Origin of the sequence: Paraburkholderia unamae (assembly GCF_003096875.1) — a bacterium.
In the GTDB taxonomy this organism is placed as follows: domain Bacteria; phylum Pseudomonadota; class Gammaproteobacteria; order Burkholderiales; family Burkholderiaceae; genus Paraburkholderia; species Paraburkholderia unamae.
Genome location: NZ_QEOB01000008.1, coordinates 184,392 through 206,476, shown reverse-complemented (window position 1 = coordinate 206,476; position 22,085 = coordinate 184,392). Strand labels below are relative to the sequence as shown.

Below are 22,085 nucleotides of genomic sequence, written 5' to 3'. Positions count from 1 at the left end.
CGGCGGCCTTGCCTCGACACCTTTCCGGCCGGCCCCGACGTTCGCCCCCGAAATGACCGCCTCCGGACAAAAATTCTTATATAAGACTGCCCGATTCACGCGTCTTTTTACAAGGGTCTTTACCAGCTTGACAGTGAATGAAGGGCGCGATCGGGAAAACCCTGACGGCGTCATGAGATTGCCCACAACGGCCCGCCAGGCCTTGTCTGACGGGGTTCCGGGACGAAAACGTTTTCAGCGCGAGGCCGCCCGCGCAAGGCAAACGGCCCGCGTTAATGGTCAATTAACATCGCGCAACGGCTTTCCACGATATGAAATTCATGTTCGGTTGCCCCCTGGGCCGCTCCAAAATCAGGCAAAATCCAAGTGTTTCGCCGACTGCGCGCAGCCGGTGGTGTTATCACCCCGTTTTAGAACCCGCCAAGAAGCCGATGAGTACCCAGCAACCCACCATCATCTATACCCTGACCGATGAAGCGCCGCTGCTCGCCACCAGCGCGTTTCTGCCTGTCATCCGCGCCTTCACGGCCCCGGCCGGCGTGAACGTCGAAACCAGCGATATTTCCGTTGCTGGCCGTATCCTCGGCGAGTTCCCGGAATTCCTCACGGAAGACCAGCGCGTGCCGGACAACCTCGCTGAACTGGGGCGTCTCACGCAGCTGCCGGAAACGAACATCATCAAGCTGCCGAACATCAGCGCATCGGTGCCGCAGCTCGTCGCCGCGATCAAGGAACTTCAGGGCAAGGGCTACAAGGTCCCTGACTTCCCCGAAGATCCGAAGACCGACGAAGAAAAGGCAATCCAGAAGCGCTATTCGAAGTGCCTCGGTTCCGCCGTGAACCCGGTGCTGCGCGAAGGCAACTCGGACCGCCGCGCACCGCTCGCGGTCAAGAACTACGCGAAGAAGCACCCGCACAGCATGGGCGAGTGGAGCATGGCTTCGCGCACCCACGTCGCGCACATGAAGCACGGCGACTTCTACCACGGCGAAAAGTCGATCACGCTCGACCGCGCGCGCGAAGTGCGCATGGAACTCGTGACGAAGAGCGGCGAAACCATCGTCCTCAAGCCGAAGGTTTCGCTCCAGGCCGGCGAAATCGTCGACAGCATGTTCATGAGCAAGAACGCGCTGCTGGCCTTCTACGAAGAGCAGATGGAAGACGCGCGCAAGACCGGCGTCATGCTCTCGCTGCACGTGAAGGCGACCATGATGAAGGTTTCGCACCCCATCGTGTTCGGCCACGCCGTGCGCACGTTCTACAAGGACGCGTTCGCGAAGCACGCCAAGCTGTTCGAACAGCTCGGCGTGAACGTCAACAACGGCCTCGTCGATCTCTACACGAAGATCGAAACGCTGCCGGAATCGCAGCGTGAAGAAGTCATCCGCGACATGCACGCGTGCCACGAGCACCGTCCGGCGCTCGCCATGGTCGACTCGGCCAAGGGCATCTCGAACCTGCACGCACCGAACGACGTGATCGTCGACGCGTCGATGCCGGCCATGATCCGCGCAGGCGGCAAGATGTGGGGCGCCGACGGCCGCCCGGCCGACACGAAGTGCCTGATTCCGGAAAGCACGTTCGCGCGCATCTACCAGGAAATCATCAACTTCTGCAAGACCAACGGCGCATTCGACCCGCGCACGATGGGCACGGTGCCGAACGTCGGCCTGATGGCGCAGAAGGCTGAAGAGTACGGTTCGCACGACAAGACGTACGAAATCACGCAGGACGGCACGGCGCGCATCGTCGACAACGCCACGGGCGAAGTGCTCGACGCGCTCACGCAAGAAGTCGAGCAAGGCGACATCTGGCGCATGTGCCTCGTGAAGGACGCGCCGATCCGCGACTGGGTCAAGCTCGCCGTCACGCGCGCGAAGAACTCGAACACGCCGGCCGTGTTCTGGCTCGACCCGTACCGTCCGCACGAAAACGAAGTGATCAAGAAGGTCGAAACGTACCTGAAGGACTACGACCTGACGGGCCTCGACATCCAGATCATGTCGCAAGTGCGCGCCATGCGTTACACGCTGGAGCGCGTGATCCGCGGTCTGGACACGATCTCGGTCACGGGCAACATCCTGCGCGACTACCTGACCGACCTGTTCCCGATCATGGAACTGGGCACCTCGGCGAAGATGCTCTCGATCGTTCCGCTGATGGCCGGTGGCGGCATGTACGAAACGGGCGCGGGCGGTTCGGCGCCGAAGCACGTGCAGCAGCTGGTTCAGGAAGACCACCTGCGCTGGGACTCGCTCGGCGAATTCCTCGCGCTGGCCGTCTCGCTCGAAGACCTCGGCATCAAGACGAACAACGCGCGCGCCAAGCTGCTCGCGAAGACGCTCGACGCCGCCACGGGCAAGCTGCTCGACAACAACAAGGGCCCGTCGCCGAAGACCGGCGAGTTGGACAACCGCGGCAGCCAGTTCTACCTCTCGATGTTCTGGGCGCAGGAACTGGCCGCGCAGAAGGACGACGCGGAACTCGCCGCTCACTTCGCGCCGCTCGCGAAGTCGCTGGCCGAGAACGAGCAGAAGATCGTGGGCGAGCTGGCCGCTGTTCAGGGCAAGCCGGTCGACATCGGCGGCTACTACAAGCCGGACTTCGCGAAGCTCGCTGAAGTCATGCGCCCGAGCGCGACGTTCAACGCCGCAATCGCAGCCGCTGCCGAGTAATTGATGGACTGCTCCCCCGTGCGTTGCGCGGGGGGATGCTCTCCACCAAATGAATCGAGCCTCCCACAGTGATGTGGGAGGCTCGATTTTTTTGCCCTTCTTGTTCGAGGCGAGCCTTGCGGCCCGCCTCGTACTCAAAAAGCTCAGTCGTCCAGCAGCGACAGATCGCGCACGGCGCCCTTGTCGGCCGACATCACGAGCTTGGCGTAGGCCTTCAACGCCGCCGACACCTTGCGCGGACGCGCCTTCACCGGCTTCCAGCCCTTCGCGTTCTGCTCTTCCCGGCGGCGCGCGAGTTCCTCATCGGACACCAGCACGTTGATGGTGCGATTCGGAATGTCGATGCGGATCTTGTCGCCGTCGCGCACGAGGCCGATCGCGCCGCCCGCTGCCGCTTCCGGCGAGCAGTGGCCGATCGAGAGGCCCGAGGTGCCGCCCGAGAAGCGGCCGTCGGTCAAGAGCGCGCACGCCTTGCCGAGACCCTTCGACTTGATGTAGCTGGTCGGGTAGAGCATTTCCTGCATGCCGGGGCCGCCCTTCGGGCCTTCGTAGCGAACGATCACCACGTCGCCGGCCTTGACCTTGTCGGCGAGGATGTTTTCGACCGCTTCGTCCTGCGACTCGGTCACGTGAGCCGTGCCTTCGAACACGAGGATGCTGTCGTCCACGCCCGCCGTCTTCACCACGCAGCCGTCGACCGCGATATTGCCGGTCAGCACGGCGAGGCCGCCTTCCTTCGAGAACGCGTGCTCATACGAGCGGATGCAGCCTTCGGCGCGGTCCGAGTCGAGGCTCGGCCAGCGCGTGTTCTGGCTGAACGCCACCTGGCTCGGCACGCCGGCGGGACCGGCCATGTAGAACGTCTTGACCGCTTCGTCCTGCGTGAGCGTGATGTCCCATTGCTTGAGCGCGTCGCCGAGCGTGGGCGCGTGCACGGTCGGCACGTCGGTGTGCAGCTTGCCCGCGCGCTCCAGCTCGCCCAGGATCGCCATGATGCCGCCTGCGCGGTGCACGTCTTCGATGTGGTACTTGTTCGTGTTCGGCGCAACCTTGCACAACTGCGGCACGACGCGCGAGAGGCGGTCGATGTCGTCCATGCCGAAGTCGATGCCCGCTTCCTGCGCAATGGCCAGCAAGTGCAGGATGGTGTTGGTCGAGCCGCCCATGGCGATGTCGAGCGTCATGGCGTTTTCGAACGCCTTGAAGCCCACCGAGCGCGGCAGCACGCGCTCGTCTTCCTGCTCGTAATACTGGCGCGCGAGTTCCACGATGCGGTGGCCGGCGCGCTTGAAGAGTTGCTCGCGGTCGGCGTGCGTGGCGACCACGGTGCCGTTGCCGGGCAGCGAGAGGCCGAGCGCTTCGGTCAGGCAGTTCATCGAGTTGGCCGTGAACATGCCCGAGCACGAACCGCAGGTCGGGCAGGCGGAGCGCTCGACTTCGGCCACTTCGGCGTCGGAGTACTTGCTGTCCGCCGCGATCACCATGGCGTCGATCAGGTCGAGCTTCTTGACCTCGATGGCTTTGGTCACGGGGTTCGCGAGGCGCGTCTTGCCCGCTTCCATCGGGCCGCCCGAGACGAAGATCACGGGAATGTTCAGGCGCATGGCGGCCATGAGCATGCCCGGGGTGATCTTGTCGCAGTTCGAGATGCAGACCATGGCGTCGGCGCAGTGCGCATTGACCATGTATTCCACCGAATCCGCGATGATGTCGCGGCTCGGCAGCGAATACAGCATGCCGTCGTGACCCATGGCGATGCCGTCATCCACGGCGATCGTGTTGAATTCCTTGGCGACGCCACCCGCGGCTTCGATTTCGCGCGCAACGAGTTGACCGAGGTCTTTCAGGTGCACGTGGCCGGGCACGAACTGGGTGAACGAGTTGACGACCGCGATGATCGGCTTGGCGAAATCTTCGTCTTTCATGCCGGTGGCGCGCCACAGGGAACGCGCACCTGCCATGTTGCGGCCGGCGGTGGAGGTTTTGGAACGGTATGCGGGCATTGTGGTTGTTGAAGAAAAATCGCAGAAAGGAAGCGGGCCACGGGAATAAAGGCCCCACACACGCCCTTGCGAACAACCTCTTGAGCTGCGCTCTGGGCAAACCTCCGATTATCCCACAGCGCCGCGCGCCGCGCCGACTGCCCATGGTTCGGGCGGCAATGCACGCACTTGGCGCTCTTTTTCAGCCGCCCGTCATACGCGCTTCGCATGATCGGCGCGCTGCGTATTTTTGACAGCGGATGTCGCGCGAAAATTGGCGGCGTATTGTGGCTTTCAGGCGTTGATAGCACGCCCGGCGGTACGAATAACGGGGAGCAATATGAAGCACTGGCATCAAGCACGGCGGCACGTCACGCTCGCGGTGACGGGTCTCACGCTGGGGCTGGCCGCGGCGGGCGGCGGCGTCGGTCTGTGGCTGCACGCACTGCATGGCGGCGCGAACGCGGGCGGCGAGTCCGCCTCGGTCGCTGCGATTCTGCTGGGCGTGTTTCTCGCGATCTGCGCGGGCCACGAACTCTGGCGCGTGAGATTGCGCTGAGCGAGGGGCCTGCGCATGCAGGCCCCTCGCGCCCGGTGCCGATCAGGGCCATTCCGGCGCCGATCAGCCTTTCAGCGCCTGCCCCAGCGCCTCAAGACAGCGCGCGTTTTGCGCCGCGGTGCCCGCGGAAATGCGCAGCCATTGCGGCAAGCCGTACACGCCCACGGGGCGCACGATCACGCCCTGGCGCAACAGGCGCGCGTTGACGGCGGCAGCGTCGCCCACCTGCACGAGCACGAAATTCGCGCGCGAACGCAAATACGCGAGTCCCAGCCGGTCGCAGCCCGCATAGAGCTGCGCCAGGCCGCGCGCATTTTCCGCGCGACTGCGCGCGAGGAACGCCTCGTCGTCCAGCGCCGCCACGGCGGCGCGCTCGGCCTGCTCCGTCACGACGAATGCGGGCCGGATGCGATTGAACAAGGCCGCCAGTTCGGGCTGCGCGACGCCGTAACCCACGCGCAGCCCCGCGAGCCCATACGCCTTCGAGAACGTACGCGTGACGATCAGGTTCGGATGGCGGCGCACCCAGGCGAGGCTGTCGTAGCGGTCCTCATCGGGCAAATACTCGAAATAGGCCTCGTCGAGCACGATGGGCACATGGGCGGGCACGCGCGCAATGAAGTGTTCGAGCTGCGGACCCGGCACGAACGAGCCGGTCGGGTTGCCGGGGTTCGCGAGGTACACGAGCCCCGTATCGTCGTCGATGGCGGCCAGCATCGCGTCGAGATCGCAGCCAAAGCCGCGCGCCGGCACGACACGGTGGCCGGCCCCCGTGCGCTGGACCGCGTTCACGAAGGCCTGAAACGAGTATTGCGCATACACCGCGTGGCGGCCGGGTTCGAGGAACGCCGTGGCCGCGAGACCCAGTATGCACTCCGAACCATTTCCGGTCACGAGCCAGTCAGGCGGCACGTCGAGCTTGCGCGACAGCGCGCCCACGAGCGCGTGGCAGTCGTTGTCGGGATAACGCGCGAGCGCATTCGCTGCCTGGGCGAGCGCGAGGCGCGCCGCCTCGCTCATGCCTAGCGGGTTCTCGTTCGACGCGAGCTTCACGATCGCCTCGGCCGCCACGCCGATTTCGCGCGCGAGCGCTTCAATCGGCTTGCCCGGCTGATACGGCTTCGACGCGCGGATATGGGCCGGCAAACGCCACACCGGCGCTTCGTTCACTTCACTCATCGATGCAACCTCCCTGGATCGCTTTCAGTTCAAAGAATTCCTCGACGCCGTAGCGTCCGTTCTCGCGGCCGATGCCCGAGCGCCGGTAGCCGCCGAACGGCGCGGCGAGGTTCTGCGCCGCGCCGTTGATCACCACCTGCCCCGTGCGCAGGCGGCGCGCCAGGCGCAGCGCGCGGCGCGGGTCGGCGCTCCACACGCCGCCCGAAAGGCCGTAATCGCTATCGTTCGCCATCCTGACCGCTTCGTCTTCGTCGTCGTAACTCATGAGCGCGAGCACCGGCCCGAACACCTCCTCGCGCGCCAGCGTCATCGGCGGCTTGACATCGCTGAACACCGTGGGACGCACGAAGTGGCCGCCGGTGATGCCAGGCGGGCGGCCCGCGCCACCCGTCACGAGCCGCGCGCCTTCGTCCAGCGCCGCGGCGATGTGGCGCTGCACGGCTTCGAACTGCCGCAGGTTCGCCACGGGGCCGAGCCGCGTTTGCGGGTCGGTCGGCTCGCCGCATTGCCATTCGGCCGCGTGGCGCTCGCACAGCGCTTCCACCTCGGCAAGCCGCGCGCGCGGCACGATGAGGCGCGTTTGCGCCGCGCAAATCTGGCCGCTGTTCGTGAAGCACTGGCGCAGCACCGTGGGAACGGCGTCGGCAAGCGGCGCGTCGTCCAGCAGAATGGTCGCCGACTTGCCGCCCAGTTCCAGCGCGACCTTCTTCACCGTGTCGGCGGCGGCGAGGGCAACCGCGCGGCCGCCCGCCAGCGAGCCCGTGAAACTCACCATGTCGACCAGCGGGTGCGCGGCGAGCGCCGCGCCGGTGCCGGGTCCGTCGCCCCAAACGAGATTGAATACGCCTGGCGGCAGATCCGCCTCGTGCATGATGCGCGCGAAGCGGCGCGCCGCGAGCGGCGCAAGCTCGCTTGGCTTGAGCACGACGGTGCAGCCGGCCGCGAGCGCCGCGCCCACCTTCGCGACGATCTGGTGCAGCGGGAAATTCCACGGCGTGATCGCCGCCACCACGCCCACCGGCTCGCGCAAGACGAGCGAGTGCGCGATGCGCGTCTCGTGCTCGATCTCGCTCATGGCCTGGATCGCGAGTTCCAGGTTGCGCAGCGGCATGGGCACCTGCATCTGGCGAGAAACCCATAGCGGCACGCCGATTTCGCTTGCGAGATCGCTCGCAAATCCTTCGATATCCTGAGCGATGGCGTCACGCACGCGCCTGAGGGCGGCGCTGCGTATCGACACGGGCGTCGCCGCCCAGCCGTCGAACGCGAGCCGCGCGGCGCGCACGGCGGCGTCCACTTCGGCGGCATCGCACACGGCCACCGTGGCGACCTGCCTGCCGCTGCATGGATCGCAGGCGGCGAGCCGCGCCTGCCCCGCCACCGGTACCCAGCGTCCGTTGCAATAGTACGAATCTAGTGTTTGCATGACGCCTCCTTACGCCGCCTTCGCCGGCTCGCCGAGCGGATTCGGCGGCGCTTCGCGCCCCGCCAGCTTGAGCGGCGCCTTCAGGCGGAAGAGGTGCCACGGGCTCGGCATTTCGCCTACCTGCGCCTCGATCACCACCGGCGCGCGCGCCGCAATCGCGTTGCGCACCGCGCCTTCCAGTTGCTCCGCGTTCTGCACACGCTCGAAGTCGAGGTCGAACGCCGCCGCGAGCCGGTCGAAATGCGGATTGCACAGCTCGACGGCAATGTTCTCGCCGAATGTCTGCTTCTGGATCGTGCGCACGTTGCCGAAATGGCCGTCGTTGAACACCACGGTCACGAGACCGAGCCCGTACTTGCGCGCCGTGGCGAGTTCCTGCATGTTCCAGCCGAAGCCGCCGTCGCCGTTGATGCTGACCACGGCGCGCCCCGGATTGCCTGCCGCCGCGCCCAGCGCCGTTGCGAAGCCGTAGCCGAGCGTGCCCTGGTACCCCGGCGTGATGAAGGTGCCCGGCTGGTAGACCGGATACATCAGGCGTGCGAAGTAACCCACCTGGGTCAACTCGTTCACGAGAATGCCGTCGTCGGGTATCGCGCGGCGCAGCGCGCGCGTATAGGCGCTTTGCGGCTCGATTTCGTCGGCCTGGCGTTGCGCCCAGGCGCGCACGAGATCGAGGTCCGCGCTCACGCGGCGCGGCGTGTCGGCAAGTGCGTCGCACAGCGCGTTCAGGCCGGCAAGCGCGTCACTGGCAATGCCGAGCCCGGGCGCACGCGGCGCGGACCAGTCCGCCGCATCCACATTCAGATAGATATAGCGGATGCCCGCGGCGGGCCACGAAGGCTGCGGCGTCATGATGTCGAGAAAACGGCTGCCGACCACCAGCACCACGTCGGCGTGGGCGAACACGGCGCGCCCCGCAAGCGTGTTGAGCGCGAGCGGATGGCGGCTGGAAAGCGCGCCATGCGCGTTGTCGTCGAGCACCACGGGCGCTTGTAGCTTTTCCGCGAAGCGCCGCAACGCTTCGCTCGCGCCCGCGGCCAGCACGCCGCCGCCCGCGTAAATCACCGGAAAGCGCGCGCGTTCGAGCAGCGCGACGGCTTCGTCGATGGCGCGTGCATCGGGACGCGCGCGGCCTGCGTCGTCCTCGTTGGCGGGCGGGTCGATCAGCGCGATATCGGCGCTGGCGCTGAGCAGGTCGTGCGAGATTTCGATGCCGACCGGCCGCGGCCGCCCGCTCCTGAGCTGCCGCACCGCCTCGCGCACCAGCGCGGGAATGGCCTGTGGCGTAGGCGCGCCGCCCTGCCATTTCGTCACGCTCGCGAGCACCTGGCTCTGGTTGGGAATTTCATGCAGCAGTCCGAAGTTCTTGCCTACGCCGCTCGAATGAATATTGCCGCTGATCGCCAGCACGCGCGAATTGCACGCGTAGGCCGTGGAGAGTCCGGCCATGGCGTTGAGCAGGCCCGGCCCCGGCACCACCATGCTCACGCCAATGCGCCCCGTGGTGCGCGCGTAGCCGTCGGCCATATAGGCGGTGGCCTGTTCGTGGCGCGGCACCCAGTAGCGCAGCGCGTCGCCGTGCTGGCGCAGCGCCTCCACGGCCCAGTCGAGTTGCACGCCCGGAATGCCGAAGATGTCGGTCACGCCTTCGCGCACGAGCTGGCGCACGAGCGCCTGTCCGCCTGTCATGTTCATGAGTCGAATCCTTGTGTAGTGACAACGAAGAGAGTTGAGAGTGAGATCAGCCGCGCAGCGCCGCGTCGGGCGCCTCGCCGGAGTCGGCAACCATGCGCCGCATGCAGGCGACGCCCGGCAGCGCGAACGTCGCCACGAGCCCGCACACGGCGCCGAAGATCACGTAGTAGGCCGGGGCCATGCGATCGCCCGTGGTGACGATCAGCCAGGTCACGATGAAGGGCGTGAAACCGCCGAAGATCGTGGTCGAAACGTTGTAGCTGACCGCCAGGCCGCTGGAGCGACCGCGCACCGGAAACATCTCGGCCAGCGCCGTGGAAAGCGGCCCAAGCACGGCCGCGCCGAGCACGCCGAACAGCAGTTCGATGGCGAGCAGCGTAGCGAGCGTGGGCGCCGCCTTCAGCCACGCGAACGACGGCCACACCGCCAGCAGGCAGAACGCGAAGCCCCAAGCGATCACGCGCTTGCGCCCGGTGCGATCGGAGAGCGCGCCGAACAGCGGGCACGCGAGAATGCGCACCACGCCCGAGCCCGCGATCACGATGAACGGCGTGGCGGCCGGCATCCGGAGGTATTGCACCGCGTAGGTGGGCATGTAGATGTTGAAGACGAACTGCATGATCGTTGAGCCCGCAACGAGTCCGCCCGCGATCAGCATCTCGCGCCAGTAGCCCGTGAACAGTTGCCCGAAGGACAGACGCGGCTCGCGATCGCGCGTGGCGCGGAACACTTCGGGCTCGTCCACGCTGCGGCGGATATACAGACCCACGGGCCCGAGCAGCAGGCCGAACATGAACGGCAGGCGCCAGCCCCACGATTCGAGCTGCGCGGTGGTGAGCCCCTCGGTGATGAGCACGCCCGCGAGCGCGGCCAGCACACCCGCCACGGCCTGCGCGAACATCTGGAAGCTGCCGAAGAGACCGCGCTGGTTCGCGGGTGCGTACTCCACGAGCATCGACGTCGCACTGCCGAATTCGCCGCCCGCCGACACGCCCTGCAACACACGCGCAACGACCATGATGACGGTGGCCGTGACTCCGGCCTCGGCATAGGTGGGCGCGAAGCCGATCAGCGCGGTGGCGATCGTCATCATGACGATCACGAGCAGAAGCGCCGCCTTGCGCCCCGCGCGGTCGGCGTAGATGCCGAGCGCGATGCCGCCAAGCGGGCGCGCGACGAACGACACGCCGAAGGTCGCGGCCGTGAGCAACGTGGCCGAGGCGCCCGCGCCGGCGGGGAAGAAGTGGCGCGAAATCACGCCCATCAGATAGCCGAACGCGATGAAGTCGTACCACTCCAGCACGTTGCCGATGGTCGACGCGAAAATCACGCGCCGATGTTTGAGCAGTTCCTGCATGTCTCCAGCCTCCTGTTGGCGTTATCGCGCCCCGCTCGCTGCCGGGCGGCGTTCCCGGCTGAGCGGGATCCGATGACCCGAATCGTGGCATTTTGGAGATAACCAAGGAAGTCAAAATTCGCTATCATGATCGCCTTTAGCGATCACTCAGACCGCCCGGACGCGGCCCGGCACGATGACACTCCAGCAACTGCGCGACTTCCGCGCGATCGTGAGCCACGGCGGCGTGCGCGCGGCCGCGCGCGCCTTGGGCGTTTCCCAGGCGGGGCTGACCAAGAGCCTCACGCGGCTCGAAGAATCGGTGCAGGCCGAGCTGTTCGTGCGCACGCCGCGCGGCGTGGCGCTCACGGCGTTCGGCGAAAGCCTGCTCGAACATGCGGCCGTGATCCTGCGCGAGTGCGACCGCGCCGAGGCCAACCTGAACCAGTTGCGCGGCGACGAGGCGGGCGAAATCGATCTGGGTGTCTCACCCGCGCCGTCCATCCACTTGCTGCCCGCCGTGCTGCCCGAGTTCCGGCGGCGCTTTCCGCGCGCGCGCCTGCATGTGCAGCACGGTCTCGCGCATTCGCTGCTGCCCGCGGTGCGCTCGGGCCAGCTCGATATTGCCGTCACGCCCGTGCCCGAGCCCTTCGACGACACCGGGCTGCACACCATTCCGCTCTTTCCCACCGAGCCTTCCATCGTCGGGCGGCGCGGCCACCCGCGCGCGCACTGCCGCTCGATACGGGAGCTGGCCGACTGCGAGTGGATCGTGACGGGCGTGGCCGACAGCATGGGCGTGCCCGGCAGCAGCATCGTCGACCTGTTCGCGGAAGCCGGGCTCGGGCCGCCCAATATCGCCGTGGTGTGCGATTCGCTGTTCGACACGCTCTCGCTGATCGCGAGCACCGACCTGCTCGCGCCGCTGCCGCAAACGGCGCTCACGCACAGCCTCATGCGCGAGGGCCTCGCGCGCATTCCGATAGTCGAGGCGCAGAAGGTCTACACGATTTGCGTGGTGCATCGCGCGAGCCCGCCGCTCGCGCCCATCGCGGCTTCGCTTGCGGCCATGCTCGTTTCGTACGCGAAGATCGGGCGCGGGTTGCGGGGCGCGTGAATCGTCATTTGAGCCGCCAGATCAAGCGGCTCAATCGCCGTCGCCGTCTTCCTGTTCCACGCCGCTGCGCTGCGCCTCGCGCCGCGTCAGCTCGCTTGCGCGCGCCTCCAGCCGCGTGAGCAGCGCGTCGAGTTGCTGCGCCTCCCCGTCACTCAGGCAATCCATGAATTCGAGGTTGTAGCGCAGCCCCGCCGCGCGCGCCCGCTCGTAGACGGCCAGCCCCGCCTCGGTCAGCGCGAGCGCGACGATGCGCTTGTTCGACGGCAGCCGCCGGTTGGCGACCAGCCCCTTCTTCACGAGTTGCGCGACCGCGCGGCTCGTCACCACGGTGTCGAGCGCCGCGAGTTGCGCAAGATGCGTGAGGCTCAGCTCGGGATAGCGGCCGACGAACGCGATGATGCGCCACTCGCGTCGGCTGATGCCGATCTCGCGGCGAAACATCAGGCCCACACCCTGGGTGGCGATGCGCGAGAGATTATGGATGCGATAGAGCAGAAATTCTTCGATATGCCCCGGGTTCTTCAATGCGGGGCTTGCGGGCGGCGCCGCGGAAGGAGGGGCGGATTTGGAGCGCGGCACGTTGGAGTCGAGGCAATCGCGGAGAACAAGGCAGTCCGGCCCCTCATTATGCCGTTTCGCCGCACGGCGCAGAACGCGGGAAAACGTGGGCGCGCAACGCCGCAAGCCTGGCCCGGCCATGTCATTGTGCAACCGCACATACGTTTGATTAGGTCAATCGTCGGCGGCTTCCCTAACATCGCCCGCATAGGCCCCGCAACACGAGCACCCACACCAACCACGCGCCCCGCGCGAGAGACACCCGCATGACCGCCACCCGCAACGTTCTCTTCATCATGTGCGACCAGCTGCGCCGCGATCACCTCGGCTGCTACGGTCATCCCTGGCTGCGCACGCGCAACATCGACGCCCTCGCCGCGCGCGGCGTGCGCTTCGACAACGCCTACGTCACCTCGGGCGTGTGCGGCCCGTCGCGCATGTCGTACTACACCGGCCGCACCATGACGAGCCACGGCGCGAACTGGAACCGCGTGCCGCTCTCGATCGGCGAGATCACGCTCGGCGAGTATCTGCAACGCCACGGCCGCACGCTCGCGCTCGCGGGCAAGACCCACGTGCAGGTGGACGAGCACGGCATGCGCCGCCTCGAAATCGCGCGCGCCAGCGAACTCGGCCAGCGCCTGTGCACGGGCTCCTTTCTCGAACTCGACCGCTACGACGGCCACCACGAACCCGGCCGCGAGAGCGGCTATCCGGCCTACCTGCGCAGCCACGGCTACGAGAGCGAGCGCCCGTGGAGCGATTTCGTCATCAGCGTGGAGGACGACGAGGGCAAGGTCCAGTCGGGCTGGAAGATGCGCAATGTGCGCTGGCCCGCGCGCGTGGCCGAACCGCATTCGGAAACGGCATACATGACGCGCCAGGCGATCCGCTACATCGAGCAGCAGGGCGACACGCCGTGGACGCTGCATCTCTCGTACGTGAAACCGCACTGGCCGTATGTCGCGCCGCGCCCCTATCACGACCTGTACTCGCTCGACCAGTGCCTGCCGCCCGTGCGCCGCCGCGCGGAACTCGACAACCCGCACCCGGTGCTCGGCGCGTATCACCAGCATGAAGAGAGTCTCAACTTCGCGCGCGACGAAGTCTCGAACACGGTGCGCCCTGTCTATCAGGGCTTGATCCAGCAGATCGACGATCGCCTGGGCGAGCTGTGGGACACGCTGGAGAAGCTCGGGCGCTGGCAGGACACGCTGATCGTTTTCACGGCCGATCACGGCGACTTCCTCGGCGACCACTGGCTCGGCGAGAAAGAAATGTTCTACGACACCGTGCAGCGCGTGCCCTTTATCGTCTACGATCCGTCCTCCGCCGCCGACGCCACGCGCGGCACGCGCGAGGCGCGCTTCGTCTCGGGCGTCGACGTCGTGCCCACCGTGCTCGACGCGCTCGGGCTGCCGAAGTACGAGGAGCGCGTGGAAGGCGCGTCGCTCCTGCCGCTCACGCGCGCCGACGCCGCGCAAACCGAAGATTGGCGCAGCTATGTAGTCTCCGAGCTCGACTACAGCTTTCGCGGCGCGCGCCTCACGCTCGGGCGCAAGCCCGACGAATGCCGCGGCTGGATGGTGCGCGACGAGCGCTGGAAATACGTGTACTGGCAAGGCTATCGCCCGCAGCTTTTCGACCTCGCCAACGACCCCGACGAGTTCGTCGATCTCGGCGCCGAAGCGAGCCACGAGGCCGAACGCACGCGCATGCACGCGAAGCTCGCGCAGTGGCACGGTGCGCTCAAGCAGCGCGTGACGGTCGATACGCCCACCGTCGAATCGAAAACCAACACGCACAAGGACTGGGGCGTGTTCTTCGGCGAGTGGTGAGCGCCAAGCCCCGGCCCGACACACCGACAGCACCGCCGTACCCTGCGCTACGACAGGGAGGCAAAACCGGGCGAGCCCCGGAGGAGACAAACGCATGCAAGCCACCCCGGCGCATTCCGACGAGGACGCCATTTTTCGCAAGATAGCGCGGCGCATCGTGCCGTTCCTGTTCGTCTGCTATGTGGTCAATTTCATCGACCGCGTGAACATCGGCTTCGCGAAGCTGCAATTCCTGCAAGACCTCAAGCTCGACGACGCCGTGTTCGGCATCGCGGCCGGCATGTTCTTCGTCGGCTACGTGGTGTTCGAAGTGCCGAGCAATCTGCTGCTGGCGCGCATTGGCGTGCGCAAGACGATGCTGCGCATCATGACGCTCTGGGGCCTGCTCACGGTGCTGCTCATGTTCGTGCAGAACGCGACCGGGCTCTACGTATTGCGCTTTCTGCTCGGCGCAGCCGAAGCGGGCTTCTTTCCCGGCATCGTGCTCTACCTCACCTACTGGTTCCCCGACAGCCGGCGCGGCCGCATCATGAGCCTGTTCGTGATGGCCGTGCCGCTTGCGGGCATCGTGGGCGGCCCGCTCTCGGGCGCGATCATGAGCCATCTGCACGACGCGCTCGGCCTGCGCGGCTGGCAGTGGCTGTTCCTGATCGAAGGCGTGCCGGCGGTGGCGCTCGGCTTCATGGCGCTGTTCTATCTCGACGACCGGCCCGCCGACGCGCGCTGGCTCAGCGTCCACGAAAAGGAACGCGTGGCCGCCGCGCTCGAAGCCGAACGCGCCGGACATGCGGGCGCACAGCCTCACGGCCACGGCCGCTTGCGCGACGTGCTGGCGAACCCGCGCATCTATGTGATGGCCGGCATCTACTTCTGCATCTTCATGGGCCTGAACGCCGTGGGCTTCTGGATTCCCACGCTGCTGCGCCAGGTGGGCGTGGAGCACGTCTCGTCGATCGGCTGGCTGAGCGGCGGCATTTCGGTGTGCACGGCCATCGGCATACTGCTTATCGGCCGCAGCTCCGACCGCTTGATGGAGCGCCGCTGGCACACCGCCGGCTGCGGCCTCGCCACGGCGGCGAGCTTCGTGCTGCTGCCGTTCGCCGCGCACAGCATCGTGCTCACGGTGCTGCTGCTGATGGTGGCTTCGCTCAGCATCTATGCGACGTTGAGCGTGTTCTGGACCATTCCGACCGCGTTCCTCGACAAGAACGCGGCCGCGGCCGGCATTGCGGCAATCACGGCCATCGGCGCGCTCGGCGGGGCCGTGAGCCCTTCGCTCGTGGGCATGCTCAAGACTTATAGCGGAAGCCTTTATTCGGGCTTCGCCGTGATCGCGTTGCTGCTCGTCATCGGCATGGTGGTACTGCTGCGCGCGGTACCCGCGCCGGGGCGGGAAGTCGAGCGAGGCGTGCGGCAGGCGGCGGTGAAGTAACGCGCGATGCCACAAGCAAAGTGAAAGGCGAAGGTAAAAGCGGCAACGGGCCCGGCTTGGCCCGCCCTCGCCTTTCAATCCGCTTTAATTCGCGCTCCTCTCCATTCACGCAGCATCGCCCCGCTTCTCCCAGGGTTCCCGAAGCTTGCCGAATGAACGCGCCTGCCCCAATACTCTGCGTCAGCCCTTGTGACGGAGAGACCCATGCCCATGCAGAACATCAAGCACGTAGTCGTCGTGATGTTCGAAAACCGTTCGTTCGATACGATGCTCGGCGGCCTTTACTCGGGAGACGCCGGAAGCACCGGGGGCACTCAGCCCGCGCATTTCCTGCCCGCCGGCGGCACGCCGCCGCCGTTCGACGGACTCAAGCCGGGCCTCTCCAACCTCTCCAAAGCGGGCGGCACGGTCCTCGCCAGCATGCCGGCCACCACTGCCACGCTCCCCGACCCCGACCCGCAGGAGACGTTCGCTAACGTACGCATCCAGTTGCTCGGCAACGCGCAGGGCGACTCGCCCATGTCGGGTTTCGTGCTCAACTACGAGTCGACCGCGACCACGGACGCAAGCCAGGTCATGCAGTGCCACAGCGCCGGGCAATTGAACGTGCTCTCCACGCTTGCGCGCGAGTACGCCGTTTCGGATGCCTGGTTCGCGTCCGTGCCGAGCCAGACCTGGCCGAACCGCGCATTCACCCACGCGGGCACCTCGAACGGCCACGTGGACAACGGCTCGCCGCCCGACCCGTTCGACTGGCAGGTCCGCACGATCTTCAACGTGCTGGGCGACGTGGGCGCGAGCTGGGCCGTGTACAGCGACGCGCTCGTCGCGCCCTCGCTCACGCTCACGATGTTCCCCACGCTCTGGGACGCGAAGTACAAGCCGAACTTCCAGCGCTTCAGCGCGTTTGTCAGCGCCTGCCAGAACGACACGCTGCCGCAGTATGCGTTCATCGAGCCGCGCTTCCTGCTCGACCCCAACGACCAGCACCCGCCCCACGACGTCTACGCGGGCGAGCGCTTTCTCTACGACATCTGGAGCGCGATCAGCACGTCGCCCGCGTGGCCCGAAACGCTGCTCGTGATCACCTACGACGAGCATGGCGGCACCTACGACCACGTGTTGCCGCCCGCGAACGCCGTGCCGCCCGACGCCGCCAGCAACCCCGGCGACCAGAACTACGGCTTCGACAGCTTCGGCGTGCGCGTGCCGGCCGTGGTGGTCTCGCCATATATCGCCGCGGGCACCGTGTTTCGCGCGGCGGGCACGACGCCCTACGACCACACCTCGATCCTCGCCACCCTGCGCGACTGGCTCGACATCGCGCCGGCCGACATGCTCGCGAGCCAGCGCGTCGCGGCCGCGCCCACGCTCGCCCCGCTGCTCACGCTCGACACGCCCCGCACGGACCTGCCGACAATCGCCGCGCCGCCTTCCACCGGCTTCATCGCGACGAGTCTCGCGCGCCCGCTCAACGACCTGCAACAAAGCCTCGTAAGCGGCACCGCGCGCCGCTCGGGGCTCGACCCGGCGGCCGCGCTCGGGTCCACGCCCACACGTCAGCACGCGGTGGACTTCTTCAACAATCTGCTTTCGTCACCGCAACCCTGAGCGCGAAGCATCGTCAGGTGGCTCGCTCCCGAAGGTCTCCGGATGACTTCCGAATGACTCATAAGGCGGGCGCATCGATGCGAATAAGGTCTTGGACGTGGGCGCGCGCCCCGCGCACAATAGATTGCAACGGCGGGAATCAATCCGCCGGGGAGCGAGCGGATGTTCGAGTCGATCGCGCTGAGTGTGGTGGCCGTGTTCGCAGGCTCGTGCCTCACGTTCCTGATCGCCATCCTGTTGCCCGAGCCCGTCGCGGCCAAGGGCGGCCGGGGCGGTCTTTATGCGGGGCTCGGCAATGAAGATGAAAGCTTCGCCGGCGCGGACCCGACGCGCACGCGCCGCTCACGCGCGCGAAAAACGTGGCGCGCAGGCAAACGACCGGCGCACGGACTGACCAAAGCCGCGCCGCGCGCCTTCAATAAACGTCGCGCACGTAGCGCTTGTCCCGTCCGAGCGCACTGATGTAGTCGTGCGACGCATCGGCGCTCATACCGCCGTGGCTGCACACCACCTCCCTGAGCGCCGCATCCACGTCCTTCGCCATGCGGCTCGCGTCGCCGCATACGTAGAGATGCGCCCCTTCCTGCAACCACGCCCATAGCTGCGCGCCCTGCTCGCGCATGCGGTCCTGCACGTAGACCTTTTCGCTCTGATCTCGCGAGAACGCGAGATCGAGCCGGTCGAGGTGGCCGTCCTTGCGCATCGTCTCCAGTTCGTCGCGGTAGTAGAAGTCGGTGGCCGCGTGCTGCTCGCCGAAGAACAGCCAGTTGCGGCCCGTGTCGCCGCGCGCGCGACGCTCGTGCAGGAAGGCGCGGAACGGCGCGACACCGGTGCCGGGGCCGACCATGATCATCGGCGTGTCGCCGCTGCGCGGGGGCCGGAAATGCGTGCTCTTCTGCACGAACACGGGCACGCTGCCCTCCAGCGCGCGATCGGCGAGGAAGGTCGAGGCAACGCCCTTGCGCTCGCGGCGGCCATTGTTGTAGCGCACCGCCGAAACGGTCAGATGCACTTCGCCCGCGTGCGCCTTCGGGCTCGACGAGATCGAATAGAGCCGCGGTTGCAGGCGCTTGAGCATGCCGAGCAGTTCGGGCGCGCTCAGGTCGACGGGGTATTCGTGCAGCACGTCGGCAAGCTGCTGGCCCCAGAGCCAGTTGCGCAGGTCGCCCTTGCGCGCCTCGTCGAGCAGATCGGTCAGCCCGCCCGAGCGCGTGCGCTTTGCGATGAACGCGAGCGCATCGGGGCTCGGGCGCGCGATTTCGAAGTGCTTGCTGAGCGCTTCGCCCAGGCGCATCTCGCCCTGGCCGCTCACGGCCACCGGCGTGTCGGCGGCAAGGCGCGTGAGCCCGAGCAGTTCGTCCACGAGCGCCGGGCAGTTGGTGGGCCATACACCCAGTGCGTCGCCGGCTTCGTATTCGAGGCCTGCCTCGCCCGTCGCGAGCGAGAAGTAGCGCGTGTCCTTCGTCGCGCCGCTCATGTTCAGGCGCACGTTCTTCAGCAGGCGCGAGGCGGCCGGACGCGCCTTGGTCGCCGCGCAGCCGGGCAGCACTTCGGGAATCGCGCCGTCGGCGGGCACCGCATGCAGCGCCGCGTCTTCTTCCTTGATGCGTACGACGATGCGATCGAGCCACGCGTCGGCGGCGCCCTGGTATTCGCTGTCGCAATCCACGCGCTCCATGAGGCGCGTGGCGCCCAGCGCTTCGAGCCGCGCGTCGATCTTGCGGCCGTGGCCGCAGAACTGGTCGTAGTTGCGGTCGCCCAATGCGAGCACGGAAAAGCGCAGCGACGCGAGACGCGGTGCGCTCTGCGCAGCCAGCGCGCTCCAGAAGGCCTCGCCGTTGTCGGGCGCGTCGCCGTCGCCGAACGTGCTCGTCATCAGGAGTACGTACTGTGACTTTTCGAGGCTGGCGAGCGAGTAGTCGGCCATGCAAGCCGTGCGAATCTCGAAGCCCGATTCCATCAGTTGCGTAGCGTAGCGTTCGACGAGCGACTCGACATTGCCCGTTTGCGAAGCCCACAGCAGCACGACCTTCGGGCGCGTATGGGCGATGCGCACGCCATGAGGCTTTTCCTCCGGCGCTTGCGGTGCGGCAAGCGAGCCGGCGCGCGCAGCATGAGCGGGCTCTGCACGGCTAAAGAGGCCCGCGAGCAGGCCGTCAAGCCAAACGCGCGTGTCGGCGGGAAACGGCGCGTGCGCGGGCAGCATCGGCACGCCGATGGCCTCGTCCGATGGCAATGAGCGCGACGAGCGCAGGCCGCCGACGAAACCCGCAAGGTACCGGCGTTCCGGTTCGCCCAGTTGCGGCGCGGCTACGTCGTCGAGACCGAGTAGCGTCGAGAAGGCATCGATACGGGACATGTCGTGTTCCTGAGACGGGTTGACGGCCTGAGTGGCCACAGCGGCCACAGCGGCCGGGGCAGCCGGTGCATCAGCGGCGTCCGGCGTGCGCGCGGTCTCGCGCGGCGCGGACGCGGGGCCGACGCGCGTGAGCGCGACCGCGCAAAACTTCAGTTCGGGCTGCTGGGAAACCGGATCGATCGCGTCGCTCGTGACGGCGTTCACGCACAGTTCCTCGCCGAACACGTCGTTCCAGTGCATCGGCGCGAAACAGTTGCCGGGCCGCACGCGCTCGGTCACGACCGCGGGCAGCACTACGCGCCCACGGCGCGAGCGCACCTCCACGCGATCCTTCGCGGCGATGCCGAGCGCGCTGGCGTCCTCCGGATGAATCTCGACGAAGGGGCCGGGGTTGAGCTTGTTGAGCATCGGCACCTTGCCCGTCTTCGTCATGGTGTGCCACTGGTGCTGGAGCCGTCCCGTGTTGAACACCACGGGAAACGTGCCGTCGGGCAGTTCCGCCGGGGCCACGTGCGGACGCGCGAAGAACACGCCCTTGCCGTGCGGCGTGGCGAAGGCAATGCGCGGGCGCGTGCCGTCCGCGTTTTCCTTGAGCGTCTGGCTCACGCCGTCGTTCACATAGCGCAGCGGGTTGCGGTCGTTCGCCGACTCGGGCGCAATCGGCCATTGCAGCGGCGTTTCGCGCAGCTTCGCGTAGCTCGCGCCGCGCAGGTCGTAGCCCGTCTTCGGGTTCGCGAAACGCGTGATTTCGTCGAATACCTCGGCAGCGCTTTCATAGCTGAACGCGTGCGCAAAACCCATCTCGCAGGCCACGCGCGCGATGATGCGCCAGTCGGCCAGCGCCTCGCCGGGCGGCTCGACCGCCTGCTGCATGAGCGTCATGTTGCGCTCGGAGTTGATCATGACGCCCTCGGCCTCGGCCCAGAGCGCACCGGGCAGCAGCACGTCGGCGTACTGATTCGTTTCGGTGTCCAGAAAAGCGTCCTGGGCGATCACCAGGTCGGCGGCCTTCAGCCCCGCCACCACCGTTTGCCGGTTCGCGACACTCGCCACCGGGTTCGTGCAGATGATCCAGCACGCCTTGATCTCGCCCTGCGCCATGCGCGAGAACATGTCGATAGTGCCGCCACCCACCTTCACGGGCAGCGTGCCGGGCGCGACACCCCATGCCGCTTCCACGAACGCGCGATCCTCCTCGGCAAGCACCGTGCGCTGGCCGGGCAGGCCCGGCCCCATGTAGCCCATTTCGCGCCCGCCCATCGCATTGGGCTGGCCCGTGAGCGAGAACGGCCCGCTGCCGGGGCGGCAAATCTTGCCCGTCGCGAGATGCAGGTTGCAGATCGCGTTCGTGCTCCACGTGCCGTGCGTGCTCTGGTTCAGGCCCATGGTCCAGCAGCTCATCCACTCGGGCGCTTCGCCGATCATCTGCGCGGCGCGGCGGATGTCGTCAGCGGCAAGACCCGTGATTCCGGCGACTTTTTCCGGCGTGTAATCTTCGAGGAACGCGGGCATCGCGTCCCATCCTTCGGTGTACTGGGCAATGAAGTCGGCGTCGGTATGGCCGTTCTTGTGCAGCAGGTGCAGCAGACCGTTGAGCAGCGCGAGGTCGGTGCCCGGCGCGATTTGCAGGAAAAGCGATGCCTTCTCCGCGGTGGCGTTGCGGCGCGGGTCCACCACGATGAGCTTCGCGCCCGCCTTCACGCGGTCCATCATGCGCAGGAACAGGATGGGGTGGCAGTCCGCCATGTTCGCGCCGATCACGAAGAACAGGTCGGCCTTCTCGAAGTCCTGGTAGGAGCCCGGCGGCCCGTCCGCGCCGAGCGAGAGCTTGTAGCCGCTGCCCGCGCTCGCCATGCACAGGCGCGAGTTCGACTCGATGTTGTTGGTGCGCACGAAGCCCTTGGCGAGCTTGTTCACGAGGTACTGCGCCTCGATCGACATCTGCCCGGAAACATAGAACGAGAGCGCGTCGGGGCCGTGCGCGTCGAGCGTGGCGCGCAGGCGGCGCGCCGTGTCCGAGATCGCCTGCGCGATCGGCAGCGGCACCGGGTCTTCGTCGCGCGCGTGGCGCACGAAGGCGCGCTCGAGGCGCCCGGACTTGCGCAGCGCCACGTGCGCGGACGAGCCCTTCGTGCAAAGGCGGCCGAAATTGGTCGGATGCTCGGCGTCGCCCGAGATTTTCGCGACCTGGCCGTCCTCGACGTGCAGGATCATTCCGCAGCCTACGCCGCAGTACGGGCAAACGCTTTTTACGCTCTCGCGGCTCATGCGGTCGATCAATCTCAGCTTGAAACAGATTCAGGGCGCGCGGCGCATGA

Annotated in this window: 13 protein-coding genes; 6 read left to right on the top strand and 7 right to left on the bottom strand. The window is 67.0% G+C overall.

Going from position 1 to position 22,085, the window contains the following annotated elements; genetic code table 11:
- Positions 1 to 431: 431 nt before the first annotated feature.
- Positions 432 to 2,675, top strand: coding sequence for an NADP-dependent isocitrate dehydrogenase (locus C7402_RS18400; protein ID WP_116611566.1), 2,244 nt, complete (start codon positions 432 to 434; stop codon positions 2,673 to 2,675).
- 143 nt (positions 2,676 to 2,818) lie between these two features.
- Here the strand turns inward: C7402_RS18400 and ilvD are convergent, their stop codons facing one another.
- Positions 2,819 to 4,678, bottom strand: coding sequence for a dihydroxy-acid dehydratase (gene ilvD / locus C7402_RS18395; RefSeq protein ID WP_112172313.1), 1,860 nt, complete (start codon positions 4,676 to 4,678; stop codon positions 2,819 to 2,821).
- Between the two features lie 319 nt (positions 4,679 to 4,997).
- Here ilvD and C7402_RS18390 point away from each other — a divergent pair, with 319 nt between their 5' ends.
- Positions 4,998 to 5,216 carry a hypothetical protein gene (locus tag C7402_RS18390; RefSeq protein WP_116611565.1) on the top strand — a complete coding sequence of 73 codons (219 nt, stop codon included), beginning with the start codon at positions 4,998 to 5,000 and terminating at the stop codon, positions 5,214 to 5,216.
- A gap of 63 nt (positions 5,217 to 5,279) precedes the next feature.
- Here the strand turns inward: C7402_RS18390 and hisC are convergent, their stop codons facing one another.
- The 4 genes from hisC to C7402_RS18370 are packed head-to-tail and all read right to left on the bottom strand — an operon-like array spanning position 5,280 to position 10,873.
- The gene (gene hisC / locus C7402_RS18385; RefSeq protein ID WP_116611564.1) at positions 5,280 to 6,395 is read right to left on the bottom strand and encodes a histidinol-phosphate transaminase; all 1,116 of its coding nucleotides are present in this window, start codon (positions 6,393 to 6,395) and stop codon (positions 5,280 to 5,282) included.
- Positions 6,388 to 7,821 (bottom strand): aldehyde dehydrogenase family protein, encoded by a 1,434-nt coding sequence (locus tag C7402_RS18380; protein WP_116611563.1) that lies wholly within the window; start codon positions 7,819 to 7,821, stop codon positions 6,388 to 6,390. Before C7402_RS18380 ends, hisC begins: the two co-directional genes overlap by 8 nt.
- Positions 7,822 to 7,830: 9 nt before the next feature.
- Positions 7,831 to 9,516, bottom strand: coding sequence for a thiamine pyrophosphate-dependent enzyme (locus tag C7402_RS18375; RefSeq protein ID WP_116611562.1), 1,686 nt, complete (start codon positions 9,514 to 9,516; stop codon positions 7,831 to 7,833).
- Between the two features lie 46 nt (positions 9,517 to 9,562).
- Positions 9,563 to 10,873 carry an MFS transporter gene (locus C7402_RS18370; protein ID WP_112172318.1) on the bottom strand — a complete coding sequence of 437 codons (1,311 nt, stop codon included), beginning with the start codon at positions 10,871 to 10,873 and terminating at the stop codon, positions 9,563 to 9,565.
- 175 nt (positions 10,874 to 11,048) lie between these two features.
- Between C7402_RS18370 and C7402_RS18365 the strand changes: the two genes are divergently transcribed.
- Complete coding sequence (locus C7402_RS18365; RefSeq protein ID WP_112172319.1) at positions 11,049 to 11,969, top strand: LysR substrate-binding domain-containing protein; 921 nt, start codon at positions 11,049 to 11,051, stop codon at positions 11,967 to 11,969.
- Positions 11,970 to 11,999: 30 nt separating this feature from the next.
- Here the strand turns inward: C7402_RS18365 and C7402_RS18360 are convergent, their stop codons facing one another.
- On the bottom strand, positions 12,000 to 12,494 hold the full coding sequence (locus C7402_RS18360; protein WP_224044295.1) for a MarR family winged helix-turn-helix transcriptional regulator: 495 nt from the start codon (positions 12,492 to 12,494) through the stop codon (positions 12,000 to 12,002).
- A 299-nt stretch (positions 12,495 to 12,793) separates the two neighbouring features.
- Between C7402_RS18360 and C7402_RS18355 the strand changes: the two genes are divergently transcribed.
- From C7402_RS18355 to C7402_RS18345, 3 genes are all read left to right on the top strand, one after another.
- The gene (locus tag C7402_RS18355) at positions 12,794 to 14,365 is read left to right on the top strand and encodes a sulfatase-like hydrolase/transferase (RefSeq protein ID WP_116611560.1); all 1,572 of its coding nucleotides are present in this window, start codon (positions 12,794 to 12,796) and stop codon (positions 14,363 to 14,365) included.
- 94 nt (positions 14,366 to 14,459) lie between these two features.
- The gene (locus C7402_RS18350) at positions 14,460 to 15,797 is read left to right on the top strand and encodes an MFS transporter (RefSeq protein WP_116611559.1); all 1,338 of its coding nucleotides are present in this window, start codon (positions 14,460 to 14,462) and stop codon (positions 15,795 to 15,797) included.
- Between the two features lie 204 nt (positions 15,798 to 16,001).
- On the top strand, positions 16,002 to 17,408 hold the full coding sequence (locus tag C7402_RS18345; protein WP_116611558.1) for an alkaline phosphatase family protein: 1,407 nt from the start codon (positions 16,002 to 16,004) through the stop codon (positions 17,406 to 17,408).
- Between the two features lie 415 nt (positions 17,409 to 17,823).
- On the opposite strand, the gene C7402_RS18335 is transcribed toward C7402_RS18345, so the two are convergent.
- On the bottom strand, positions 17,824 to 22,035 hold the full coding sequence (locus C7402_RS18335; protein ID WP_116611557.1) for a bifunctional nitrate reductase/sulfite reductase flavoprotein subunit alpha: 4,212 nt from the start codon (positions 22,033 to 22,035) through the stop codon (positions 17,824 to 17,826).
- Positions 22,036 to 22,085 lie beyond the last annotated feature (50 nt).

Excerpts from the sequence above, each read along its gene's own strand:
- C7402_RS18390 (WP_116611565.1), top strand. The coding sequence starts at position 4,998 with ATGAAGCACTGGCATCAAGCACGGCGGCACGTCACGCTCGCGGTGACG.
- C7402_RS18335 (WP_116611557.1), bottom strand. The coding sequence starts at position 22,035 with ATGAGCCGCGAGAGCGTAAAAAGCGTTTGCCCGTACTGCGGCGTAGGC.
- C7402_RS18350 (WP_116611559.1), top strand. The coding sequence starts at position 14,460 with ATGCAAGCCACCCCGGCGCATTCCGACGAGGACGCCATTTTTCGCAAG.
- C7402_RS18365 (WP_112172319.1), top strand. The coding sequence starts at position 11,049 with ATGACACTCCAGCAACTGCGCGACTTCCGCGCGATCGTGAGCCACGGC.
- C7402_RS18400 (WP_116611566.1), top strand. The coding sequence starts at position 432 with ATGAGTACCCAGCAACCCACCATCATCTATACCCTGACCGATGAAGCG.
- C7402_RS18375 (WP_116611562.1), bottom strand. The coding sequence starts at position 9,516 with ATGAACATGACAGGCGGACAGGCGCTCGTGCGCCAGCTCGTGCGCGAA.
- C7402_RS18345 (WP_116611558.1), top strand. The coding sequence starts at position 16,002 with ATGCCCATGCAGAACATCAAGCACGTAGTCGTCGTGATGTTCGAAAAC.
- C7402_RS18380 (WP_116611563.1), bottom strand. The coding sequence starts at position 7,821 with ATGCAAACACTAGATTCGTACTATTGCAACGGACGCTGGGTACCGGTG.
- C7402_RS18355 (WP_116611560.1), top strand. The coding sequence starts at position 12,794 with ATGACCGCCACCCGCAACGTTCTCTTCATCATGTGCGACCAGCTGCGC.
- hisC (WP_116611564.1), bottom strand. The coding sequence starts at position 6,395 with ATGAGTGAAGTGAACGAAGCGCCGGTGTGGCGTTTGCCGGCCCATATC.
- ilvD (WP_112172313.1), bottom strand. The coding sequence starts at position 4,678 with ATGCCCGCATACCGTTCCAAAACCTCCACCGCCGGCCGCAACATGGCA.
- C7402_RS18370 (WP_112172318.1), bottom strand. The coding sequence starts at position 10,873 with ATGCAGGAACTGCTCAAACATCGGCGCGTGATTTTCGCGTCGACCATC.